The sequence below is a fragment of the Streptomyces sp. NBC_01198 genome, from assembly GCF_036010485.1.
GTDB lineage: Bacteria > Actinomycetota > Actinomycetes > Streptomycetales > Streptomycetaceae > Actinacidiphila.
This window is the reverse complement of record NZ_CP108568.1, coordinates 5,966,654-5,990,245: the sequence shown is the minus strand read 5'-3', so window position 1 is coordinate 5,990,245 and position 23,592 is coordinate 5,966,654. Positions and strand designations below refer to the sequence as shown.

The window sequence follows — 23,592 nt, the reverse complement described above, 5'->3', positions numbered from 1 at the left end:
GCAGGTCAGGCGGCGCGCTGCTCTTCGGGGTAGGCGCAGGTCACACACATGCCGAGTGAGGTAGGGATGACGTATCCGGCATCCGTGCGGCACTCAGAGCAGGTGCGGCGGGCGAGCATCGCCGCGGCGTGCGCAGCCCACTTCGCCGGCGTCATAGGACGGACCGGCTTGGCCAGGTCGATGCGGTAGAGGAACGCCACGCTGCACCCGGACTTACGGCGCCGGGAGCGACGCATCACCTGCGCGGCAACCGGCTGACCACCCGGGCGCAGCCCCTTCGCACGAAGCTGCCGGCGGGTCGCCATGCCATCCGGGGCCAGGCGCCACGGAAAGGTGGGAACGCCCCAGGTGGCGCCGGTCGGGTCGTAGCACTTACCGAACGCCGGCGACATCAGGCAGCCGCCTCAACAGCGCCCGCTTCATCACCCTCGGAGCGCTCGGCCCGCAGGGCGTCCCGCAGAAGCCGGCCGTTGGCCGATGACGTACGGACCGCCTTACGGATCGCCTCACCGGTCAACGCGGCGTCCGACCAGTCGGCAGTTACCTGCCGTGCCTCGCTGAGAAGTTGGGCAGGGGTGCGGGTCGGTCGGGGGGTGCGGGCGATGCCCGGTACCGGTCCGGTCGGCCGCCGCGGCGCATGCCCGACCGGGTCGGCCGCCGGAGTCGGGGCAGGCGCGGTCGGCTCGACTACCGGCGCCGCGTCGATCGACTGCACTGCGGGCGGGTCGGGCACTGCGGGGGGTGTCGTGGGGTTCGACTGGTGCAGGTCAGACCCCAACCGATTTACGGTAGACGCCGGTGTTTTCTCCTGGTCTGTGACCAGGGTGGGGCGGTGGTGCAGGACTTTGGCGACCAGGTCGGAGCCGAAGAAAATCGACCCGACCGGCAGGCTCGTGGCCAGCAGTACCAGAGCCCAGTTGGCGGGTGCCCAGTCGGCCAGGTGCATCCGACTGGCCGCGTGGGTGTGCAGGGCGGGCACCAGCCCGTGAACGTAGTTCAGCACCAGCGACGCGGCCGTGTAACCGGCCAGCACCCGCAACGCGAACGTCCGATCCTTACCCGTCAGAACGAGCGTGGCGACCAGGGCCAGAGCCATCAAGCCGTCTACGACGAACGGGTACAGCGTGGCCGCGGTGGTATCGGCGCCTACGGTGGTGGCGATGTCGCGTTGGGCGTTCCACGAGACGCGGAACGCCATCCCGACCACCACCACCAGTGCGATGACCAGCAGCGACTTGGCGAAGCGGTTCATGACCGGTCTCCCCTCGCGGGTCCGGCGGGAAGGGTGAGAGTGGTGTCGGTGGCGGCATCGGCCAGGGCGTCCAGCACCAGCGCGACGGCCACGACAACGGTGAGCAGGATGCGGACCGCGGCCGGCGGGTTGACCCCCAGCAGCCACGCCAGGCCAGCGAGTACGGCCAGCAGCCGCGCCCTGCGGACCTCGGTCAGGAACCGCAGCACGAGTGGGCTCATGACCGACCGCCCTTCGTGGTCCCACGACGGCCGGCACGTCGGCCGTTGACGGTCGGCTGCATCGGCGCGGGTTGGTCGGTGACGAACACCCCACCGCCGTTGCGCTTGGCGGTGTACATCGCCTCATCCGCCCGCCGGAGCATCGCCGGCAAGTCGTATGCAGACGGTTCGGGCGACCAGCAGCCGCCCACGGACGCCCCCACGCTCACCGCCTGTTCGCAGCACCACAGGGGTGCCGTCAGCATGTCGTGCAGCCCGGACAGAGCCAGGTGGGCGCGGTCGAGGTCATCGGCGGGGAAGCAGGCCACGAACTCATCGCCACCCAGCCTGGCCACCAGCCCATCACCGCAGTCCTGGTTCCATTCGGCCAGTCCCCCGCCGGCACCCCGGATCACCTGGTCGCCGACCTCGTGGCCGTAGGTGTCGTTGACCTGCTTGAAACCGTCCAGGTCGACCACGACCACGACGACGGCAGACGCGCGGGCCAGCAGTCGGGCCGCATCCCTCTCGAACCCTGCCCGCGTGGACAGGTTCGTCAGCGGGTCACGGCGAGCCGCCTCGATCCGGCGGCGTAACCGCCAGGAGTGAGCCGACCAACCTGCGGCCAGCGGACCGGCAGCAGCCACAGCAGAGACCAGTGTGCTCATGCCGCACCCCCGACCATGGCCAGCGCCGCGATGACGAGCAGCAGAGCGGCAGCGCCGGTGAGGTCCACCGCCCGACGCAACAGCACGTACTTGCGTATCGTGATCCGCGACAGACCGGCGATGTCCTCAGCCCTGTCGTCCTCACTCAGCCGCGTACGGATCTCATCCGGAGACAGGACCGCCCACAGCGGGAAACCGTGCTGCCCACCCAGGTTCGGGCGTACCGCCCACAACAGCAGTCCGGCCACCGCCAGAAGCACGGCGACGCCAGCGAGGCCGAATACCAACGCCACGCCGGGCAGGCGGCGGCTGGTGCCGACCGTCCAGACGCCGGCCAGTAACGCGCCGACAAAAGCCAGCAACAGCGAAACCTTGCTGTCCGTCCGCGCGATCTCCGCCTTCACCTCGTCATGCGCGGCATCCAGATTCGCAACCACCCGGTCTGTGCTGGCGGTTGCGGTCACCTCGGGGGTGCTCATGCGGCACCGCCTGCCGGGAGCTCCCGGACGGTGGCGTTGGCCAGTTCTCGGCGGGCGGTCAACAGGCGGTTGTGGGCGCGGCGCACCCGGCGGGTGTCCAGCTCGGTGGGGCCACGGTCCAGCAGGCTGATTTCCACGTCCAGCAGGTCAACACGGGCCAGGATGACGGGCATCTCCCGCTCGATCGCGGACAGTTCAGCGTCGGTCGGTTCCGACTGGTCATCCAGCACGCAGACGGCCGGTACATCGTGCTCGGGGTCGATGGACTGCATCGACAACTCCTGTTCATCGGGAACGGCGAGGGAACCGGAACGGCCGCGGTCCTTTGGCGAGAGACGGCCGTCCCGGAAAATCAGAAGAGGCGAGAAGAGGACTCCCAGCACTCCCCACCGCCCCCGGCAGCAAGCCGGGGACGACTGGGCAACACAGGGCTGCAAACAGGCAAGATGCGGTCACCACCACCGCACTCGGTCGCCTTACTCGGGAAGCGACGTGCCCGCCGTACACGACATGGACCCGCACCCTCAGTCCCGCTCTCCCGGGGAGTCGTCTCCCGGTCTCGTCGCGCGGCGTAAGTGCCCTCAAGGCAGGTCCGTTCTTTTGAGTCGGCCCGTCCCACCAGGGAACCTCCCGACTGGTCTCCACTCGCCACGGCTGGTGTCCTCACGGCCGTCGTGCTGCGGTGGATCACGCTCTGGAGTTGTGAGGTGCGGTAGACGACTCCGCGGGACAGTTCCCGCGAGGCATTCACCGCGGCGAGCTACCTAGGTAGCTCGCCAACAAGACTCAAGCTACCTAGGTAGCTTGTTGAGGTCAACCCCCACCGCGGGCGGCAGGGAAATTACCTAGGTTAGATACGCTCCTAGGTATGGACTGGAAGCCAGATAAGCCGCCAAGCGCCCGAGAGATCGCCGGTCGGTTCCGAGACGAGATCGCCGCAGGCACCTACCTGCCGGGGCGTCAACTCCCGGGCGCCAAGGGTGTCGCCAAGTCGCTTGGGGTCGCCCTCATGACCGTGCAGAGCGCGTACAAGCAACTCGCCGAAGACGGACTTGTCGAGGGACGACCGGGCAGCGGCACGTACGTCATCGACCCCCAGAGGGGGCAGCGCACCGCCGAAGAGACCGCGCTTGGCCTGCGGGAGCTGCAAGAACGACTTACTCATGTCACCTCCCAGCTCTCCGAACTTCGAGACCGGGTCGACCAGCTCGAAGCTGCTCAACCAGGTCGTTCCGACGAGAACCAGTAAGCCGGACTCTGCACTCATCCGCAGCGGACAGGGGTTAACAGCGGGGCGGAGTTACCTGTTAACTGCCCGCGTCAGGCACCGCATTGGCATCATGAGACCAAGCTCGCATCGCCTGACGCAGGGGACCGCGATGAAGACGAAACTGCAAGCGGCACGCGCGGCAAAGGGCTGGTCACAGGCGGAACTCATGGAAGCCATGGAGGATGCTGCCGATCGGCTGGGGATGAAGTTACCCGGGCCGTCCAGCCTGAAGACCCAGGTCTCCATGTTCGAGAATGGGCGGCGCAGTCCGGGACGGGACTACCAGACGCTCTTTTGCGAGGTCTACCAGGCCAGCCGCGGAGAGCTGGGGCTCACAGTCGAGGCTGCCCCGTCCCAACTCGATTCGCTGCCCTCACTGCCCGGGCCGCGCGCGCTGTCGCCCAAGGCCAGCCCGGAAGTGCTGGACTACCTCAAGTCGGTGTTCGTCCAGCATGCCCAAGCTGAGCCGTTGGTGGGCTCACGCTTCCTGGTGCCGGCCGTGCAGAGCCAATTGCCGCTGATCGAGGAACTGTGCAAGGACGCAGCAGGCCCAATCCGTGACGACGTTGTGCGAGTGGGCGCCCGCTACTCCGAGTTCCTTGGATGGCTTCACCAGGACACAGGCGACTCCGAAGCCGCCATGCTGTGGACGAACAGAGCGCTCGACTACGCAGCCGAATTGGACGATCCAGCGCTCAGCTCGTACGTCTTCCAACGGCGCAGCAACATCGCGGCGGAGCGAGGCGAAGCCGGATACGCCGTAGGGCTGGCCAACGCTGCTCTGCGGGACGCTCGGAAGCTCCCCGACCAGGTCCGCGCCGTCGCCCTGCGTGCACAGGCCAACGCGCACGCCTTGCTTGGCCACGACGACGACTGCTTCCGCGCTTTCGATGAGGCGCGGCACCTTGCCGACCGCGCCGCCGGCGACGGCCCCAGCCTCGCCCCGTACTGCTCGGTGTCGTACATCGACATGGAAGCGGCAACGGCAGCCCTCCAGCTCCAGCGCCCGCAGGATGCTGTGACGACCCTCGAAGCGAGCTTGACCCGGTGGCCGGCGGAACAGCAACGAGACCGCGGACTGTGCCTTGCCCGGCTGGCGACCGCGTACGCACAGATGGAAGACGTAGAGGCGGCATACAACGCGGCATCACAAGCCGCGGCCATCGCGCAGTCGACAGGGTCGGCACGCATCCTCGCTGAGCTTGGGCGTCTTCAGACCCACCTCGCCCGGTGGAGCAAGTTGGTTGAGATCGCCGAACTCAACCGCTTGTTGGGCACTATGAAGGGGAGCTGAACCGCACCGAGGGAGAGCCGTGAGCCTGCTGCCGACCATCACGACCGTTGACGTCCAAGAACAGGCGCCGCGCGTTGCGGTGCTGCCGATCGGCTCGTTCGAGCAGCACGGCGCCCACCTACCGCTCATCACCGATGCCGCGATTGCATGCGTCATCGTCCGCGAACTCGCTGCGGCCTACCCGGTGCTTCCGCTCCCACCCATCACGATCGCGTGCAGCCACGAGCACGGCACATGGCCGGGCACGGTAAGTATCAGCGCAAGGACGCTGCACCTTGTGGTAACGGACATCGCACAGTCCCTCGAAGCGCAGGGCATCCGGAAACTCGTGCTCGTCAACGCCCACGGCGGCAACTACGTCTTGTCGAACATCGTCCAGGAAGCCAACCTCACCGAGCCGCGTATGTCCCTGTTTCCGCAGGGCCGCGAGTGGCAGACTGCCCGCGAGCGCGCTGGCCTCGTCTCCGACGCCCACGGCGACATGCACGCCGGCGAGATCGAGACATCAATCCTCCTGCACGCCGAACCGTCTCTCGTTCGTCCTGCTTACAAAACCGCCGACCACGATGGGGGCGAGCGCCGGTTCCTGCTGACCGAAGGGATGAGGGCATATACCGAGACCGGCGTCATCGGCTTCCCCTCATACGCTGCTGCAACCAAGGGCAAGGCGGTACTGGCAAGCTTGGTGAAAGCCTTCGCCGCACACCTGGATGTACTGGGTAACTGACGACACAGAACACTTCAAACTCTGATGTCACTCACACCCCGAGTAAGTGACAACGGAGTCGCACGGTCACGTACGTCGTTCGTGGTTCTCGCGAATCGGTAGCGCAGCAGCCTTCAGAGACAGATGCTGCTGGCATGACGCTGGAACCTGCACAGCATGAGAAAAGTGACAGCGGAAGGACGGATAGGTGATATTTGCTCTTGTTGATTATTGGAAGTATCGGAATCAACGAGGGAAGTACTCAGACGCTTCTCTAGAGGCTGAGGGGTGGGTGCGCGCCACAGAAGAAAATATTCAGCGCATGACGGGCGATAGTCGATCTCTCGGCCAAATCTTTTTCACGCACCCTCGTCGCTCCCTAGTATCTTGGGCGATTATATACGGACAGGGCTCAGGCCCTATCCCTAGTCACGTTGGGATCATTGCGGAGGATGGCCATATCTGTGAGGCGCTCATCTCTAAGGGCGTCGTCAGGCGGCCCGTTGCGGTTTATGCCGACGGTATCAGCTATTTTCGGATATCGGACTTCAATATTCCCCCGGAGGATCAACTGGGCCTGGCCCGGACCGCAGAGGAGTTTATCGGGACTCCGTACGACTTGTCGCGCATTGCGAGGCACGCTGGCGTCATTCTGAGTGGCTGGGATAGAGGTGGCAAAGCAAATTATTCAATTTACGGAGACGTTCTGGCCGCATTGGGCTTTATGGCATTGCCGCGCTTTCGCTGGCATAAGATGGCGAGACGCGCGATTCTGCTGTACCTACTGATAGTTTCACTGGGACGCTTTCATCGGAGGATGCCTCACCAGGGAGAATGGAGTAGACCGCAAGATTTGGCTCGCAATAAAACATTGGGGGAGGAATGGGAGTCTCGGGAGACGGTGTGAGTGATGAATGGGGCGAGCGGGCGGCTCGGCTGACTGCCAGCATCAAGTCTGCGATGCGCCCCCATGGAGGCAAGCGTGATTCTCTACTGCATAACGGAAGCACAATGGGGGCAATGGCTGCCACTACCGCCGCAACTATCATACCTGCGGACTATTCTCTCTGGGCTCGTATCGCAGCAGGCGTTGCAACATTCATAATCGCTGTCGCGCGTGCTCTCGACTTTGGGGCCAGGTGGAGATGGCACCTTAATATGCGTTCTCGGTATGCGGTCTTGCTAGATCGCGTTGACCAAGTAGCACTGCTACCGACTGATCAGCGATCAGACGCCCTGAGCAAGGTGTATGACGATCTGTTCAAGGTGCGTGCCCTTGAGCGAGGAATTCCGGGCTCGGGGACTGTCGTAGGTGCTCCGCAGAACGGCTCGTAGACGGCACTGAGGGATCCGCGTCTACTGCCAGCCATGCGACCTGCTCGCGGGGTCTCGGACGCGGGTCACTACTCGAGCCAGCGGAGCCAAGTTTGCAGCGGCACAAGAATTGGAGCGCCGGACAGAGAATCGTCCCATGTCCGAGAGTGGTTCTTTGGAAGCCGTCGTGGTTAAGTCAGTTCCTGCCGCCTGGGCCGTCTGTGGGCCGTGATCAGGCACCCAACGGTGGCCACCGACGACCAACAACAACCGTTCCCGCGCAGGTCAGCCGGGTTGGCCAGAGATGAAGCGCAGGTCGTGAACACGGCTCATCAGTTCTTCGACATCTAGCCAGACCCCGGGCTGAGCGGCTTCCCGCTCCCCCGGGCCGCCCACCGACGCGTTCCCACGCGGCATGTATCAAATCCTCCCCAGAGCGAACCTGTCTGGGGAGGATTTGCGTACGGGTGGGGCCGACGCTCGCTTCCGTCCCCTCGCGGCGCACGGCCGCCTCGACGGAGGGGACTTCGTCTCGCGCCGGATCAGGACCCCGGGCCGGACGCCTCCGCGGTGTTCAGGAAGTGCGTCACCGCGGCCGTCTCGGCGTCGAGGGCGGGGTGGAGGTGTGCCGGGAGGGGGGTGAAAGGGCGGATCGTGAGGGGGTTGCGGGACCAGGTGGCGACGGCCAGGCCGTCGGCGATGACCGTGGGGCGGATGACGCCGCCGCCGGGCCGGACATGGTGCTGGTGGGGGGTGGGGACGGAGACGTCGCGGGTGCGGTGGGCGAGGAAGTAGCCGTCGTAGGCCGGGAGCAGGCGCACGTCGGCGGGCCCGGACGGTAGGCCCGGGTCGTGCGGGCGGCCGGCCAGGACGGTGGAGGAGCCGTGGTCGGCGAGGGCGCCGGACTGTGCCAGGGACTTCCAGGCGGCGCGGGCCGAGGTGACCGGCAGGCCCGACCAGGTGGCGAAGTCCTGCGGGGTCGCGGGGGCGTAGGCGGCCAGGTAGCGGCGGGCCAGGTCGGTGAGGACGGTGGCCTCGTCCGGGTGGGGCGCGGCGGGGGCGGGCAGCCAGTCGTCGAGCAGTACGTAGGTGGCCTCGCCGGCGCGGCGCGGGCCGTGGCACAGGACGCCGGTGAGGGCGGCGTGCCGGATCAGGTGGAAGGGGGCCTGCCCGTCGGGCGGGACGCCGAGGGCCGTGAGGTGCTCGGTCAGTTCGGCGCGGCTGAGCGGCCCGTGGGTGGTGAGCGCCCGCCGGATCAGCCGGTCGGCACGCTCGCGCAGGCCGTCGTCCAGGCCGAGCTGCTGGTAGCGGCGGCCGGTCGCGGCCAGTGTCCGCGGGGAGAGCAGCCGCAGCAGCGCGTGGACGTCCTCGGCGGGCACCGTGTGCAGGGTGCCGCGCATGAACCAGCCCCGGACGATGCTCCGCTCGTCCTCGTACGCCGCGCGGACCGCCCGGCCGGTGAGGTTCCCGGCCCGTACCCGGATGCCCAGGTCGGCGGCCGTCGCGTCCTGGGCCTGCACGGCGAGGACCCGCCGGACGACCGCCGCCGCGGAGGCGTCGCGTACGCCGCCCGCGAGCGCCTGGCCCCGGGCGCGCAGCATGCGGACGGTGTCGTCGTCGCTCATCGAAGCTGTCCTCCCTGACGGCAGGCTCGATTATGGCCGAGGCGGCGGGGGGCTCGTACCGGCGGCGACGCTTTCGGGGGAAAAGGGGCAGACTGGGGGGATGCCGGAGTTGCCTGAGGTCGAGTCGTTGGTGCGGTTTCTCGCTGGTCACGTGGTCGGGGGGACCGTGGAGCGGGTGTATCCGGTGGCGTTCCACGCGCTCAAGACGTACGACCCGGCGGTCGACGCGCTGGTGGGGCGGAGCTTCGGCGGGGTCGGGCGGTACGGGAAGTTCCTGGCGCTGGAGGCCGAGGGGCTGTATCTGGTGATGCACCTGGCCAGGGCCGGGTGGGTGCGCTGGCACGACGAGCTGCCGGCGGCGCCGCCGAAGGGCGGGAAGGGGCCGCTGGCGCTGCGGGTGCGGCTGGCGGGCGGGGCCGGCTTCGACGTGACGGAGGCCGGGACGCAGAAGCACCTGGCCGTCTACGTCGTACGGGACCCGCAGGAGGTGCCGGGGATCGCGCGGCTCGGGCCGGACCCGCTGGACGAGGCCTTCACGCCGGAGGTCTTCGCGGGGCTGCTCGACGGTGAGCGCCGGCAGATCAAGGGGGTGCTGCGCGACCAGAGCGTGATCGCGGGGATCGGCAACGCGTACTCCGACGAGATCCTGCACGCGGCGAAGATGTCGCCGTTCAAGCTGGCGGCGGCGCTGACCCCGGACGAGGTCGCGCGGCTGTACGAGCTGATCGGTACCACGCTGACCGAGGCCGTAGAGCGGTCGCGGGGCCTGCCGCTGCGCGACCTGAAGGCGGAGAAGAAGAGCGGGCTGCGCGTGCACGGGCGCAAGGGCGAGCCGTGCCCGGTCTGCGGGGACACCATCCGCGAGGTGTCCTATCGCGACTCGTCGCTGCAGTACTGCCCGACCTGCCAGACCGGCGGCAAGCCGCTGGCCGACCGGCGGCTGTCCCGGCTGCTCAAATAGCGGCCGGCGCGCACCGCGTCAGCCGGCCCGCGCGTCAGGCGCGGTCGATGTGCACGCTGGTGGACTTCACCCGGGCCACGGCCTCCGAGCCGACCTCCAGGCCAAGCTCCTCGACGGCCTCCCGGGTCACCAGCGACACCAGGCGGTGCGGGCCCGCCTGGATCTCGACCTGGGCGGCGACGTCGCCGAGCTTGACGGCGGTCACGATGCCCGGGAAGGCGTTGCGCACCGAGGTGGCGGAGGTCTCGGCGTCGTCGTTCGCGGCGATCTCGACGGAGAACGCGGCGAGGTCGCGGCCGTCGATCATGCGGCGGCCCGCGTCGTCGCGGTGGGTGGCGACCCGGCCGGCGTCGGCCCAGCGGCGGGCGGTGTCCGGGCTGACGCCGAGCAGGCGCGCGGCCTGTCCGATGGTGTACGACTGCATAAGCCCAGCTTAGGGCGGCGGCGGCCGCGCGGGACGCGGCAGGGGGTGCGGAACACGCTGCGGCTGCCGGTCGTGCGGAAACCCTCGGCGGACGGGGGGACGGCGGGGCAGACTTGCCACATGACGTCGAAGCCGCTGAGCAAGGGTGCCAACACACCGGTCACCGTGTCCGCCGTACGGGTGGTGCTGACCTGGGCCGCGGGGCCGCCCGGGGGAACGGACCCGGACGCGTCCGCGCTGCTGCTGACCCGCGACGGCAAGGTGCGCGGCGACGACGACTTCGTCTTCTACAACCAGCCCTGGCACGCCTCGGGGGCGGTGCGCCACATGGGCAAGCAGGGCGCGCCCGGCGGCACCGTGACCGACGCCGTCGAGGTGGACCTCGCCGGGCTCGAAGCGGTGGTCGACCGGGTGGTGCTGGCCGCGTCGGTGGACACCGGGACGTTCGGCGCGCTGTCCGGGCTGGGCCTGCGGCTGGTGGACGCCGCCTCGGGCACCGAGCTCGCGCACTTCGACTTCGTGGCGGCGACCGAGACCGCGCTGGTCGGCGGCGAGCTCTACCGGCGGGACGGCGGCTGGCGCTTCCGGGCGATCGGGCAGGGCTACGCGGCGGGCCTGGCAGGGCTCGCGACGGACTTCGGGATCACGGTGGACGAGGACAACACCGCCGCGCACACTCCCGCGGCGCCGCGGCCGGCGAGCCCGCCGCCCGTACCGCCGCCCCCGCCGCCGTCGTCCGTGCCGCCTCTCTACCAGCGCCCGGCCCCGCCGTCCGGCCCCCCGGCGCAGGGGTATCCGCCGCCGCCGGCCCACCCGGTCGCGCCGCCGCCCCCGTCGGCGTATCCGGCGCCGAACGCGTACCCGCCGCCCGCGCCCACCGGGCCGGCCGCCCCGCTGCCGCCGCCGCCCGCCTACGGCAACCCGTACGGGGCACCGGCTCCGGCGCCTGCCCCTGCGCCGGCCGGCGCGCCACGCCTGGTCAAGGGCGAGGAGGACCTGCCCCCCGACATGCGCAAGCGGCTCTCGCTGCGCAAGGAGCAGGTCGCGGTGAGCCTGCGCAAGCACGGCGCCGAGGGTGCCACCGCCCGTATCGTGCTGGTCCTCGACGCGTCCGGCTCGATGGCGAAGCTCTACGCGGGCGGCGTGGTCGCCGGAGTCGTCGAGCGGATGGCCGCCGTCGCCGCCCAGCTGACCCGGGACGGCACGATGCAGGCGTGGACGTTCGCCAGCAACCCGGCCCGGCTGCCGCCGGTCGGCCTGGGCGAGCTGCCCGGCTGGATCGGGCTGCACGTGCGGATCGGCGAGCTGGTGCTTTTCGGCCGGCGCAAGAAGCCGCCGCGCGGGCTGCAGCCGGGCCAGGTCGACATGCGGGCGGTCGGCATCCAGAACGAGGAGCAGAAGGTCATCGCGCAGGTACGGGAGTTCGTCCGCGCGGCTCCCTCGCAGGACCCGACCTTCGTGCTGTTCTTCTCCGACGGCGGGGTGCACCGCAACGCGGAGATCGAGCAGCAGCTGCGGGCGGCGGTGGAGGAGCCGATCTTCTGGCAGTTCGTCGGCCTCGGCCAGGCGAACTACGGCATCCTGGAGCGCTTCGACACCATGGGCGGGCGGCGGGTGGACAACGTCGGCTTCTTCGCCGTGGACGACATCGCCACGCTGTCCGACGCCGAGCTCTACGACCGGATCCTCACCGAGTTCCCGTCCTGGCTGAAGGCCGCCCGGGAGGCGGGCATCCTGCGCTGACCCGGCGGCCCGTACGGGTGGCGGTACGGCCGGGGGATGGCGTTCCCCGCCGTGCCGCCGCCCGTGGGGGCCGGGTCAGGCGTTGAAGACGTGCACCCCGGAGGCCTGGCCGGCGGGCCAGCCGGTGTTGGCGGTGAAGACCAGCCGGACGTAGCGGGTACTGGCGGCGCTCGGCAGGGTGAGTGTCGAGGTGTTGCCGGTCGAGGGGTCGAAGGTGCGGGCACCGGCGGACAGCAGCGTGGTGAAGGTGTTGCCGTCGGTGCTGCCCTGGACCGCGATGGTCTGGCTGCGGGTCGCCCACGCGGTGGCCGGCGGCAGGTCGACGACGATCCGCTTGACGGTGGTCGTGCCGCCCAGGTCGACCTGGATCCACTGCGGGAAGGCGTTGTTGGCGCTCTCCCAGTACGTGTTCTGGTCGCCGTCCACGGCGTTGCCCGAGCCGTAGGACTGGGTGTGGCTGCTCTCCGAGGTCGGCTTGTGCAGCGCCAGGTCGGTGCTGCCCGAGGTGCCGTCGGTGGTGACGCCGACCTGGTTGGAGGGCTGCGAGATGTTGCCGGCCGCGTCGAGTGCCACCACGTCGAAGGTGTAGGCGGTGGCGGCGGACAGGCCGGTGACGGTGAAGGAGGTGCCCGAGGTGGTGCCGACCTGGGTGGGCGTACCGCCGCTGATCCTGCGCACCCGGTAGCCGGTGACGCCGACGTTGTCGGTGGCCGCCGTCCAGGCCAGGGCGACGGTGGTGTCGGTGTGCCCGGTGGAGTGCAGCGCGCCGGGCGCGCTCGGCGGCACGGTGTCGCCGCCGCCGCTGACGACCGTCGGAGTGGGCCTGGTGGCGGTGAGGGCGATCTGGCCTTTGAGCATGCGGCCGCCGTCGCCTGTGAGGCGGAGGTAGTAGTCGGCGGAGCAGGCGGTGCCGTCCTCGTCCAGGGCGAGGAAGCCGGAGTTGGTGGGGACCCAGGCCTGGGACTCGGCGGTCTTGGCGATCTGGTTGCCCTCGTTGTACTCGTCGAACATGGAGATGTAGATGCCCTGCACGCCGGCCCGGCACATGTTGTAGAACTGCCGCCACATGAACTCGCCGTGGGCGCGCTGGCGCAAGGTGACCGCGCCGGGCAGCACGCAGGGCTGGTAGTCGATGCCGTGCGCGGCGCACTCGGCCAGGTCCGGCACCGTCGCGACGTTGTAGAAGTTGTCGGCGTCGCCGGCGTTCCCGATCCTGCCGACCATCCACGGCGAGAGCATGTGGAAGGCGTGGTAGACGTCGGAGAAGCCCGGACGCGAGTCCCGGTCCCCGGTACGCCACCACGTCGGCACCCCGCCGATGACGTAGCAGCCCTGCCCCTTGAACCAGTTCACCACGTCCAGACACGCCGCCGCGGAGAACGGCCGCTGGTTGTCGGCGAACCCGAAGCCCCAGATGCACACCACCGGCTTCCCGTTCTGCGTGGCATACGCCGACGAGGCGGTGTACGCCTTCATCTTGTTCGTCCAGTCCGCCTTGATGTCGGACTGCATGTTCGTCCAGTCCGACACGTCGTACATGATGTAGAACTTCCGCCCGTGCGACTCCGCCGCACTACGGACCTTCGCCGTCATCGCATCCCGGGTCGGGCCCTCACCACCGGTGGGGTTGAACCGCTGCAGCGCCGCGGTGTCGATACCGTTCTGCTGCATCCACAGGAAATGCGTGTCCACCGTCTGCTGGTCGTACGAGGAGAACAACGTCGCCGGCTGACCGTTGCCCAACGCCGCATAACCCGTCTGATACGTCCGCGTGTAGTCCCGCACATCCGGCCACGCCACGATCCCGGTGTTCGACGGCGACGGCGCCTGACCCCCGTTCGCACTCCAATGCCACCACGCATTGATCGGCGCACCATCACCGATCGCCGCGAACCACCCCTGATACCCCACCGTGACCTTGCCCACAACGTCGCCCGGTGGGCTCGCCGCAGCGGCCCCGCCGGCCAGCGCGGTCTGCGCGGCCCCCACCGTTCCCGCTGCGGTCACCGCAATGGCGGCCTGCAGTAGCGCCCGGCGTGTGACACCCATCTGGACTCCTCCGATCGGCTGTCAACTCCCGCCGTCACGCGGCCGATCGATGTACGGCAGCGGACCGGAAGTCTGGTGCGGGGATCGTAACGACGAGGTTACGGCTCCGCAATAGATCGCGCATCAGGCGAAATATTTGACAGAACTCACGCAAGAAGCACCCAGGTGCCCTTGACAGCCTGGCCTGCGGGGAACACCCCCCTCAGCCAAGTTGGTATGAAAATCTTAGGAGAATGAAATATTCCGCTCTTACGGTCTGGTGCATGACCCATGTATCTGGACCACCGGGCGGCGAGCGCGGCACGCCACGCTCGCGTTCCCATCGGAGGCGGCCGAAACCGCCCTGGTGGAAGCGACCGGCGGTCGTGTCGGCGGCCGTACTGGCCGCCATCGGGCTGATCACGCTGGCGATCGTCACCCGCTCGCCGTCGGCCAAGGCCCACACCGACTCCGCCGCGACCGACGATGCCAAGGGCGACGACCCGGCTGTCGGCTCGCCCTCGACGAAGAGCACCCCGAGCACCACCGCACCGCCGCCGACCAGCACGTCCGCTCCCCCGTCGAAACCGCCGACGAAGTCGGCCGCCGACGCGAAGACCCAACTCGCCACGTCCATCAAGGCCCTGTCGGCGAGCAGCAAGGGACGCCTGTCGGTCGCGGTGGCCGACCTGAACCACGGTTCCACGGCGGCGTCGTACGCGGACGGCTCGGCCACCTTCGACACGGCGAGCATCGTCAAGGTCGACATTCTGGCCACCCTGCTGCTGCGGCACCAGAAGACCGGCACCACGATGACGTCCGCCGAGCGGGCGCAGGCGACCGTGATGATCCAGCAGAGCGACAACAACGCGGCGACCGCGCTGTGGAACGCCATCGGCCGCAAGACCGGGCTCGCCTCGGCCAACAGCGCCTTCGGCCTCCGCCACACCGAAGGCGGCAGCGCCGACCTGTGGGGCCTCACCCAGACCACCCCGGCCGACCAGCTCGCCTTGCTGCGGGCGGTCTTCGGCAGCGACTCAGCGCTGTCGACGGCGTCCCGCGACTACATCAAGGGCCTGATGCACACCGTCACCAAGGGCCAGCAGTGGGGCGTGTCCGCGGCCGACGAGGACGACAGCGGCTTCGCGCTGAAGAACGGCTGGCTGCAGCGCACCGCGACCGGCCTGTGGGACATCAACAGCATCGGCGAGGTCGACTACAAGGGCCACACGCTGCTGGTCTGCGTGCTCTCCTCGGGCAACCACTCGGAGAAGTCGGGCATCGACAAGGTGGAGGACGCGGCCGCGGCGGCCGCCAAGGCCCTCTACTCCTGACGCCCGGCGTCCGTCCTTCCGGTGCCTCCCCGCTTGCTGTCCCGCGGTGGCCCCCCCGCCGGCCTTCTCCTGGCCGGCGGGGGGGCCTTGCGGGTCAGGCGGAGGCGTCGGTGGAGACGTCGATGAGGACCTTGCCGACCGTCGCCTGCTCCACGGCGTCGTGCGCGTCGCCGGTGCGCGAGAGCGGGAAGCGGTGCAGGGGCAGGCCCGCGGCCTCCCCGACCCGGATCGCGTCGTCCGCGACGGCAGCGCTGACCGCCGCCACCGCGTCGTCCTTCGCGGCGGCCGGGACGGTGTAGACCAGCACGCCCTGCCAGCGCAGGTTGCCGAACATCGAGGGCCTGACGGGGACGGAGACGGTCTCGGAGTCGTCGGCGTAGAAGGCGACGACCGCGTCCGGCGCGGTCACCGCCCGGTCCAGCTCGGCGTTCGCCCCCGGGGCGACCTCCACCACGATGTGCACCCCGTCGGGGGCGATCCTGCGGATCTCGGCGGCCGCGTCCTGGGCGCGGTAGTCGACCACGTGCTGCGCGCCGGCGGCCTTCGCCAGCTCGCCCTTGGCGGGCCCGCTGACCGTGGTGACCACGGTCGCGCCCGCCCAGCGGGCCAGCTGGATCGCCGCGTTGCCGACAGCGCCGGCGCCGCCCGCGACCAGCACGATACGGCCGGCCAGCGCGCCGGGCGCCAGCCTCGTGGGGCCGCCGTCCGCGACGGTCAGCGTGCGGTGGGCGGTCAGCGCCGGGATGCCCAGGCTCGCGCCCAGGTCGAACGAGGCGTGCTCGGGCAGCGGCACGGCTTGCCTGGCCGGCAGCGTCACGTACTCCTGTGCGGTGCCGTCGGCGCGGCCCCAGGCCGCCTCCCACAGCCACACGCGCTCGCCGAGCCTGCTCTCCGGGACGCCGGGGCCGACGGCGTCGATCACGCCGGAACCGTCCTGGTTCGGCACCTGTTCCCCTGACGGGGTGGTGCTCTGCCGGGCCTTCCAGTCGGTCGGGTTCACACCCGATACCCGTACCGCGACCCGTACCTCGCCTTCCCCCGGCTCGGGGAGCGGCCTGTCGGTCAGCGCCATGACGTCTGCGGCGCCGCTGGTCTTGTAAGTGATCGCCTTCATGCCCCCATACAAGCGACCCCCGCCCCCCTTTCTTCCCACCCCCCTCCCCTCGGCGCGTCCCACCTGCGGTGAGCTCGCCCACCCACGGCCCGGCGCGGGCTCGTGCCGCCCCGTGCCCCGCTCGCCCGAGGTGGGTGCCACCTGTGGTGGCGCGCTTGTCTGCCGCGCCGTCGTGGCTTGTCGCGCAGTTCCCCGCGCCCCTGAAAACGCTCACCCTCCGCCGAGAGGCCAAGCCATCAGGGGCGCGGGGAACTGCGCGACCAGCCACCGCGGTGGGAAGGACGCATCGCCACGGCAAGTGGCAACCCCTCAGGGGCGCGAGGAACGGCGCGCCCAGCCCCCGCCGGGCCGCAGGCAGCGAGCTCACCGCAAGTGGCAACCCCTCGGCGGCCCGGGGGGGCAAGGGTCACCCCGGGAGGAGGGCCGTGTGGTCCGCGTGGGGGGTGGCGCTCGGGACGCGGGGGACATAGGCGCCGGAGGCGCCACCGTGGCCGCGGTGGACGAGGAGCCCCCGCAAGGGATCCGGCACCGCGTCGAGTGCCGCCTGCGTGCCCGGCAGGGCGTACCACGCCGCCCACGCCTCCTCCTCCGCGAAGGAGACCTCAAGCACCACACCCCAGCTGTGCTCGAACCACCGCCAGGACGACGCACCGTTGGTGATGAGCGATTCGGCCAGCGCCTGCGCATACGCGTCGCGCCACCCGCCCGCCGTGTGCACCGCACCGTCCTCGACGTCCATGACCTCGATCGACCACCAGTCCGGAACCCTCATGTTTCGACCATAGACACCCTTCACCGCCTCCGGAAGGGTCCGGTGGCAACCGGGCGAAAAGGATCAAACTCCCGCGATCAACTCCTCCACCGCGGCGAGGATTTCGGTGACCCGGAGCCCGAACCGTGCGTCGCACCCGTGCGGTTCGCCGCCGGCGAGTACGTCGATGGCCCGCGCGAACGCGTCGGTGGCCGGGCCGGCCAGCTCGTCGGGGTAGGCCGCGACCCCGTGCGTACCGCGGAACTCGACGGCCACCCCGGCGCCGGCCGGGGGCGCGGTGAGGGTGAGGACGGCGGTGCTCGACGCCCCGCTGTCGTGCCGCAGGGTGAGGTGCACGGTGTCGCCGGGGCCGCGGGCGGCGGCGATCGCGGTGACGTCGCCGAGCACCGGCAGCAGGACGGACAGCGCGTGCGGGCCGACGTCCCAGAGCCCGCCCTTCTCCCGCCGCCACGGCGAGTCGGCGAACGGGCTGTCGCCCGCGCCGAAGACGGCGCCGTACCAGTCGGCGCGGCCGGTGTACCAGCCGCCGGCCGCGGCCTGCCGGCCGATCCACTCGGCGCTGGCCGTGTCGAAGCGCAGGGTGAAGAAGACCACCGAGCGCACCCCGGCCTGCTCGACCGCGTCGACGACCTCGCGGGCCCCCTCGACCGTGTCGGCCAGCGGCTTGTCGAGCAGCAGGTGCCGGCCGGCGCGGGCGGCGCGGGCGGCCAGCGGCGCCTGGAGGGCGGGCGGCAGGGCGATGGCCACCGCGTCGACGTCGGCGATCAGCGTGCCGGCGTCCCCGTAGGCGCGGGTCCCGAACAACTCGGCGACCTCGGTGGCGGCTTCGGTCCTGCGTCCCCACACCCCGGCGAAGTCGACGTCCGGGTGCGCGGCCAGCGCGGGGCCGTGCGCGAGCCGCGCCCACGGCCCGGTGCCGAGCAGTCCGACCCGTAGCGCGGTCATGCCGCGGTCCGGGGTTCCTCGTGCCGCGCGTACGCCTCCGGGTCGAGGTCGCGCAGGTCGACGGAGAACTGCACCGCGTACTGCGGGGTGGGCGCGGTGTGTTCGCGCAGGGCGGCGAGCACCGCCGCGGTGAGCTCGCGCTTGACCTCGGGGGTGCGCCCCGCCAGCAGCGAGATCTCGACGTGGACCATCGCGTGGTGCGGAGAACCGTCGCCGATGTGGAGGTCGTCATGGCGTACGAAACGGGTCTTGCATCCGTCGGCGCGGCCGCCGGCGACGGCGACCAGGGCGTCGTGCAGGGCCTTGCCGAACGCGGGCCGGTCGAGGGCCTCGCTGAGCGTTCCGGAGTATTCCACGGTGGTATGCGGCATGGTCCGGACCCTATCCCGGCAGGTCGGCGGGGTGCCGGGCGTCCCCCGGTGCACGCCGGGACGCACCGTGACCTCGGTTACGTCCCGTTAACACAAGGGCAACGCTCGGGAAAACCATCCTTGCGACGCTGCCCTCGGTCCGATCAACGCAGCTCGGCCGCTCCCGCGATCACGTTCGTTAAGGATGGCGTCACCGTGACCTACAAGGCTGAGTACATCTGGATAGACGGCACCACGCCGACCGCGAAGCTCCGTTCCAAGACGCGGATCCTGGCCGACGGCGCGGAGCTTCCGATCTGGGGTTTCGACGGGTCGAGCACCAACCAGGCCGAGGGGCACGCCTCGGACCGCGTACTCAAGCCGGTGGCCTCCTTCCCTGATCCGTTCCGCGGTGCTGACGACGTCCTGGTGATGTGCGAGGTCTTCAACATCGACGGGACGCCGCACGAGTCCAACACCCGTGCCGCGCTGCGCGAGGTCTCGGAGAAGTTCGCCGCGCAGGAGTCGCTGTTCGGCATCGAGCAGGAGTACACCTTCTTCCAGGGCTCGCGCCCGCTCGGCTTCCCGGAGAACGGCTTCCCGGCCCCGCAGGGCGGTTACTACTGCGGTGTCGGCGCCGACGAGATCTTCGGCCGCCCGGTGGTGGAGAAGCACCTGGAGAACTGCCTGGCCGCCGGTATCGGCATCTCCGGCATCAACGCCGAAGTGATGCCCGGCCAGTGGGAGTTCCAGGTCGGCCCGCTCAGCCCGCTGGACGTCTCCGACCACCTGTGGGTGGCGCGCTGGCTGCTCTACCGCACCGCCGAGGACTTCGGCATCTCCGCGACGCTCGACCCCAAGCCCGCCAAGGGCGACTGGAACGGCGCGGGAGCGCACACCAACTTCTCCACCAAGGCGATGCGCGAGAACTACGCGGCGATCATCGAGGCCGCCGAGTCGCTGGGCCGCGACGACAAGCCGCTGGAGCACATCAAGCACTACGGCGCCGGCGTCGAGGGCCGCCTCACCGGCGCGCACGAGACCGCGCCGTGGAACGAGTACAGCTACGGCGTCTCCAACCGCGGCGCGTCGGTGCGTATCCCGTGGCAGGTCGAGGTGGACCAGAAGGGCTACATCGAGGACCGCCGCCCGAACGCCAACGTCGACCCGTACGTCGTGACCCGGCTGATCGTGGACACCTGCGGCTCCGCGCTGGAGAAGGCCGGCCTGGTCTGACCGGCCACCACCGAACGCCGCCTCCCCGCGGTCGTGGAAAGGCGCCCGTCCTCGTGACGGGCGCCTTTCCCCTGTTCGGGGGCGTGGCGGGGGGTGACCATCACCGGCGTCACTCGTTTGACGGAATGTGAAGAGCCGACCGTCACACGCACTGTCCGCGTCCACGAAGAAGCCCGCTCGGCACGTCCCGGTGGCGGAGGCCGAGGCCGCTCTGATCGAGCACTACCCCCGGCTGGTGCGGCTGGCGTATCTGGCGCTGCCCGCCACGATCGGCCGGCACCGCAGGGTGGTCATCGCGCACCGGCTCGCCCAGCGGTCGCTGCGGGTCGCGCTCGCCTCCACGGTCGGCGAGGGGCCGTACGCGCAGCTGCGCCGCGAGGTGCTGCGCCAGGCGCTCGCGCAGGGGCGGCAGTCGGGGCGGGTACGCGGCGCGGTGGTCGGCGCCGGACTGCCGTACGTGGTCGGCCTGCGGCTGCACCCGCAGGCCGGCGGCAGCGCCGAACTCGCCCTGGACCGGGCGCTGTCCACGCTGCCGGGGGCGGCGAGGGCCGCCTACGCGCTGCTGGGCGTCGAGGGCCTGGACGAGCAGGCGGCCCGCAACGTGCTGGCGGAGGCGGGCGCCGACGACCCGCGCGGCGCGGTACGCACGGCGGTGGAGATCGAGAGCGACCACCGGCTGCTGTCGGCGGGCGAGTTCGACCCCTGCACGGTCCAGGTGCGGCCCACCGACCTGCTGCGGCGGCGGCAGCGCGTCAGGGCAGGGCTCTTCGCGGGCGCGGCCGTCGCGGTCGGCGGGATCGTCCTCGCGGTGGCCTCGGTCGGCGGGTCCCCGCGGCCGTACGCCTCGCACGGGTCGCCCGGCTCGGCGGCACGGGGTTCTCAGCCGGTCGACCCGGCCGCGCTGGTGCGGGTGCCAGCGAAGGCCTGGACCACGACCGCCCGGCTCGACTTCACCGCCTGGCCCGCTCGCGGCAACCGTGCCACCGACAACGCGCTGCTCGGCAGGGCACTGGCGGTGTGGGCGAACCCGGCGCGGTCCGTGCAGGTCACCGCGACCCCCGGCACCGCGCGGACGGCGCCCGGGCAGCCGCCGCAGCTCCTCTACGCCGGGGACGTGGACTCCGTGACGGTCGTGATCTTCTACGACGGGCTGCGGCTGGTCCGTTACGCCCAGGCCCGTACCGGGGGCGGCGACGCCGCCGCCCTGGACTTCGCGCAGGTGGCCGACGCCGACCTCACGACGGCCGCGGCCGTCGTGGTCGACCGGGTCGACGGCAACACCCGCTTCCTGACCGCCCCCTGGGTCGACGGCGCCCAGACCCGCGACCTGCTGCGGCCCGACCGGCCGGGAGTGCCGCTGCACCGGGCCGCCGACGGGACGACGGACCCGGTACGGATGCCGGGCGCCGGGGTCGCCGCCGGGACCTGCGGGACGACCTGGCCGGTACTGCAACTGCGGTCCTCGGGACGGATCGTGGAGCGGCACTCATTCCTGCTCACTGACCTCGGCGACCTCAGCCCGGTGCATCTGACGTCCACCCCGCCGCCCGCCCCCGGTGTCACGGCCCGCGCCCCACGTGAGGCCACCGGGTCGCAGGCGCTGGCCGGTTGGGCCCACGCTGCCTGCCGGCTCGGCGAACTGCGCGGGCAGGGGGTGCGGTCGGTCAACGACTGGGAGTTCGCCCGCACGACGCTCCCGGAGGGCGCCGGGGCCGCGCTGTGGACGTGCGACCGGGCCGACACGTGGCGCGGTCCCGGCCGCGCGACGGTGCAGTTCGTACCGCCGGGGTCCGCGCCCGGGGCGCCGGGCACGCCGGCCGGCCAGCAGACGGACGGCAGCGCGTGCAGCCGCTTCGGGCAGCACGTGATGGCCGGGGTGATGTGGCAGTCCCCCGGCGGCCACTGGTATCTGCTGGCGGCGGGCAGCCGGGGCGTGGTCTCCATCGCGTCCACGGACGGCGTCACCGCGGGTGCGTCCGGCTCCTCCCTGGCGGTCCGCGCTCCGCGCGGCACCCGAGCGAGTCTTTCTGCCCGTCTCACCTCAGGCGCCACCCTCCACCCCCTGCCCGGCCCGTGACCTCGGGCCTCCACGCCGTTCCCCGCGCCCCTGGGGTGGGTGCCACTTGCGGTGGCCTCGCTTCCTTCCCGCCGTTGGGGCTGAGCGCGCCGTTCTCCCCCAGCGCTCCGCCTGGGGGAGAACTTGGTAGAGCGGGTGCTGCGGGTCGTAGGCGTCGGCGGCCGCGGTGCGGGCGGTGCCGATCTCGTCGTCGTCCAGGTAGTCGGCGACCTGGGAGGCGAACATGGTCTGGCGGGCGTCCTTGTCGCCGCCGGGGGCGCCGGTGAAGCCCTGCTCGTCGCCGTAGTAGACCACCGGGTTCCCGCGGCCGAGGAACATCACGGCGTCGGCCAGCTCGTCGCGCTTGAGCAGTTCGGCGTCGCTCGCGCCCGGGTTGTCCTGGGCGAGGAAGCTGCCGATGCGGCCCATGTCGTGGTTGCCGAGGAAGGTGACCTGCTCGTACGCGTTGGCCTTGTCGGTGGTGTAGCGGTAGTCCTGCCCGTAGACCGCGGCGAGCCTGCTCGGCGGCGCGCCCTGCGAGGCGTAGCCGCGGGCGGCGTCCTGGAACGGGAAGTCGAGTGTCGCGTCGAGCCGTCCCTGCGTGACGTACGGCGAGGTGACGGCGGGGTCGGCGTCGTAGGCCTCGCCGAACATGGCGAAGTTCTGCCGGCCGTGCTGCGCCGCGTAGGCGTCCAGCGCCGTCGCCCACTGCGTCCAGAACGGCAGGTCGACGTTCTTGACGGTGTCGATGCGGAAGCCGTCGATCGCGCAGTCCCGCACCCACTTCTGGTAGATCTGCTCCATGCCGTGCACGACCTCGGGCCGCTGCGTCCACAGGTCGTCGAGCCCGCTGAAGTCGCCCTGGTCGGCGCTCTCGCCGGCGAAGGTGGAGTCGCCGCGGTTGTGGTACATCGTCGGGTCGTTGAGCCAGGCCGGGACCTTGGCGTCCAGCCTGCCGGCGGGCACGGTCGGGGTGCGCGGGAAGGACGCCGCGGTGACCTTCGGGAAGGGGGCGCCGCCGGCGGCGTATGCGTCGTCGTCGAAGGGGGTGCCGTCGGCCGACAGGTACGGGAAGGCGCCCTTGGACAGGTAGCTGTAGGTGTTGTCGGCGGTGCCGATGACGTCGGCGGTGTGGTTGGTGATGACGTCGAAGAAGATCTTCATGCCCTTGGCGTGGGCCGCCGATATCAGCGTCCTGAGGTCGTCGTTGGTGCCGAAGTGCGGGTCCACCTGGGTGAAGTCGGTGATCCAGTAGCCGTGGTAGCCGGCCGACGCCTGGTCGCCCGTGCCCTGGACCGGCTGGTTCTTGAAGATCGGCGCCATCCAGATGGCGGTGGTGCCCAGACCCTTGATGTAGTCCAGCTTCCGCGTCAGGCCCTTGAGGTCGCCGCCCTGGTAGAAGCCCTTGTCCGTGGGGTCGTCGCCGGTGCTCAGCCGGCTGCCCGACAGGCCGCCCCGGTCGTTGGCCCGGTCACCGTTCGCGAAGCGGTCCGGCATCACGAAGTAGAACTGCTCGCGCGTGTCGTCGTGCCGTGCGGCCTGCCCAGCGAGCCGCCCGGTCGGAGGGCGGGGCCGGCGGCTGCGGCGAGCCGTGCGCGTAGGCCGGTTGGACGAACGCGGCCAGCGCCGCGAAGGCGAGGGCGGCGCTCCCCCAGGACCTGCGGCCCGGCGGGGACCCCCGCCGCGGGCTACGGCCCGGGTGGGACCTGCGGGCGCGGCGGCGCATCCCGAACGCGGGCAGCCTGAACACCAGGGACACGGGCGGTTCTCCTTGCTGGGGACAGCCTCGCGCCCGGGTCCACGCGCATGAACCGGTCGCCA

At 70.6% G+C, this 23,592-nt stretch carries 21 protein-coding genes and 1 pseudogene; 8 read left to right on the top strand and 14 right to left on the bottom strand.

The features are described from left to right. Positions 1–5: 5 nt before the first annotated feature. From OG702_RS26660 to OG702_RS26635, 6 genes are read right to left on the bottom strand one after another with little or no spacing between them, the layout of a single operon-like run. A complete protein-coding gene (locus OG702_RS26660; protein WP_327291471.1) occupies positions 6–392 on the bottom strand; it encodes an RRQRL motif-containing zinc-binding protein in 387 nt (128 codons plus the stop codon). Then, positions 392–1,252, bottom strand: a complete 861-nt coding sequence (locus OG702_RS26655) for a DUF2637 domain-containing protein (RefSeq protein ID WP_327291470.1) — start codon at positions 1,250–1,252, stop codon at positions 392–394. Before OG702_RS26655 ends, OG702_RS26660 begins: the two co-directional genes overlap by 1 nt. Next, on the bottom strand, positions 1,249–1,473 hold the full coding sequence (locus OG702_RS26650; RefSeq protein ID WP_327291469.1) for a hypothetical protein: 225 nt from the start codon (positions 1,471–1,473) through the stop codon (positions 1,249–1,251). The genes OG702_RS26655 and OG702_RS26650 overlap by 4 nt, the downstream gene beginning before the upstream one ends. Continuing rightward, the gene (locus tag OG702_RS26645; RefSeq protein ID WP_327291468.1) at positions 1,470–2,120 is read right to left on the bottom strand and encodes a GGDEF domain-containing protein; all 651 of its coding nucleotides are present in this window, start codon (positions 2,118–2,120) and stop codon (positions 1,470–1,472) included. The genes OG702_RS26650 and OG702_RS26645 overlap by 4 nt, the downstream gene beginning before the upstream one ends. Continuing rightward, the gene (locus tag OG702_RS26640; RefSeq protein ID WP_327291467.1) at positions 2,117–2,599 is read right to left on the bottom strand and encodes a Pycsar system effector family protein; all 483 of its coding nucleotides are present in this window, start codon (positions 2,597–2,599) and stop codon (positions 2,117–2,119) included. Before OG702_RS26640 ends, OG702_RS26645 begins: the two co-directional genes overlap by 4 nt. Beyond that, positions 2,596–2,871, bottom strand: a complete 276-nt coding sequence (locus tag OG702_RS26635) for a DUF6284 family protein (protein WP_327291466.1) — start codon at positions 2,869–2,871, stop codon at positions 2,596–2,598. The genes OG702_RS26640 and OG702_RS26635 overlap by 4 nt, the downstream gene beginning before the upstream one ends. 596 nt (positions 2,872–3,467) lie before the next feature. Here OG702_RS26635 and OG702_RS26630 point away from each other — a divergent pair. From OG702_RS26630 to OG702_RS26620, 3 genes are all read left to right on the top strand, one after another. Next, a complete protein-coding gene (locus tag OG702_RS26630) occupies positions 3,468–3,848 on the top strand; it encodes a GntR family transcriptional regulator (protein WP_327291465.1) in 381 nt (126 codons plus the stop codon). Positions 3,849–3,978: 130 nt separating this feature from the next. Next, complete coding sequence (locus OG702_RS26625) at positions 3,979–5,163, top strand: helix-turn-helix domain-containing protein (protein WP_327291464.1); 1,185 nt, start codon at positions 3,979–3,981, stop codon at positions 5,161–5,163. Positions 5,164–5,182: 19 nt separating this feature from the next. Next, positions 5,183–5,890 (top strand): creatininase family protein, encoded by a 708-nt coding sequence (locus OG702_RS26620; RefSeq protein WP_327291463.1) that lies wholly within the window; start codon positions 5,183–5,185, stop codon positions 5,888–5,890. A gap of 1,835 nt (positions 5,891–7,725) precedes the next feature. On the opposite strand, the gene OG702_RS26615 is transcribed toward OG702_RS26620, so the two are convergent. Continuing rightward, positions 7,726–8,808 (bottom strand): winged helix DNA-binding domain-containing protein, encoded by a 1,083-nt coding sequence (locus OG702_RS26615; protein WP_327291462.1) that lies wholly within the window; start codon positions 8,806–8,808, stop codon positions 7,726–7,728. 100 nt (positions 8,809–8,908) lie between these two features. On the opposite strand from OG702_RS26615, the gene OG702_RS26610 reads away from it, so the two are divergent. Then, positions 8,909–9,769: an Fpg/Nei family DNA glycosylase gene (locus tag OG702_RS26610; RefSeq protein WP_327291461.1), complete on the top strand. Its 861-nt coding sequence runs from the start codon at positions 8,909–8,911 to the stop codon at positions 9,767–9,769. A gap of 34 nt (positions 9,770–9,803) precedes the next feature. On the opposite strand, the gene OG702_RS26605 is transcribed toward OG702_RS26610, so the two are convergent. Beyond that, positions 9,804–10,193 (bottom strand): TOBE domain-containing protein, encoded by a 390-nt coding sequence (locus tag OG702_RS26605; protein ID WP_327291460.1) that lies wholly within the window; start codon positions 10,191–10,193, stop codon positions 9,804–9,806. Between the two features lie 120 nt (positions 10,194–10,313). On the opposite strand from OG702_RS26605, the gene OG702_RS26600 reads away from it, so the two are divergent. After that, positions 10,314–11,936, top strand: coding sequence for a VWA domain-containing protein (locus OG702_RS26600; protein ID WP_327291459.1), 1,623 nt, complete (start codon positions 10,314–10,316; stop codon positions 11,934–11,936). 75 nt (positions 11,937–12,011) lie between these two features. Here the strand turns inward: OG702_RS26600 and OG702_RS26595 are convergent, their stop codons facing one another. Continuing rightward, positions 12,012–13,985 (bottom strand): discoidin domain-containing protein, encoded by a 1,974-nt coding sequence (locus OG702_RS26595; protein WP_327291458.1) that lies wholly within the window; start codon positions 13,983–13,985, stop codon positions 12,012–12,014. A gap of 365 nt (positions 13,986–14,350) precedes the next feature. Here OG702_RS26595 and OG702_RS26590 point away from each other — a divergent pair, with 365 nt between their 5' ends. After that, positions 14,351–15,298, top strand: coding sequence for a serine hydrolase (locus OG702_RS26590; RefSeq protein WP_327291457.1), 948 nt, complete (start codon positions 14,351–14,353; stop codon positions 15,296–15,298). Between the two features lie 94 nt (positions 15,299–15,392). Here OG702_RS26590 and OG702_RS26585 read toward each other — a convergent pair whose 3' ends face one another. From OG702_RS26585 to OG702_RS26570, 4 genes are all read right to left on the bottom strand, one after another. Next, positions 15,393–16,412, bottom strand: coding sequence for an NADPH:quinone reductase (locus OG702_RS26585; RefSeq protein WP_327291456.1), 1,020 nt, complete (start codon positions 16,410–16,412; stop codon positions 15,393–15,395). A gap of 406 nt (positions 16,413–16,818) precedes the next feature. Continuing rightward, a complete protein-coding gene (locus tag OG702_RS26580) occupies positions 16,819–17,184 on the bottom strand; it encodes a hypothetical protein (protein WP_327291454.1) in 366 nt (121 codons plus the stop codon). Between the two features lie 63 nt (positions 17,185–17,247). Then, positions 17,248–18,129: a Gfo/Idh/MocA family protein gene (locus tag OG702_RS26575; RefSeq protein ID WP_327291453.1), complete on the bottom strand. Its 882-nt coding sequence runs from the start codon at positions 18,127–18,129 to the stop codon at positions 17,248–17,250. Next, positions 18,126–18,500, bottom strand: a complete 375-nt coding sequence (locus OG702_RS26570; RefSeq protein ID WP_327291452.1) for a 5-carboxymethyl-2-hydroxymuconate Delta-isomerase — start codon at positions 18,498–18,500, stop codon at positions 18,126–18,128. The genes OG702_RS26575 and OG702_RS26570 overlap by 4 nt, the downstream gene beginning before the upstream one ends. A gap of 195 nt (positions 18,501–18,695) precedes the next feature. Here OG702_RS26570 and glnII point away from each other — a divergent pair, with 195 nt between their 5' ends. Then, positions 18,696–19,715, top strand: a complete 1,020-nt coding sequence (gene glnII / locus OG702_RS26565; RefSeq protein WP_327291451.1) for a glutamine synthetase — start codon at positions 18,696–18,698, stop codon at positions 19,713–19,715. Positions 19,716–19,905: 190 nt separating this feature from the next. Further along, entirely contained in the window at positions 19,906–21,792 is a 1,887-nt protein-coding gene (locus OG702_RS26560; RefSeq protein WP_327291450.1) for a hypothetical protein, read from the top strand. Positions 21,793–21,914: 122 nt separating this feature from the next. Here the strand turns inward: OG702_RS26560 and OG702_RS26555 are convergent. Beyond that, positions 21,915–23,497: pseudogene (locus tag OG702_RS26555) on the bottom strand (alpha-amylase family glycosyl hydrolase); the annotation flags it as partial. Between the last annotated feature and the right edge of the window lie 95 nt (positions 23,498–23,592).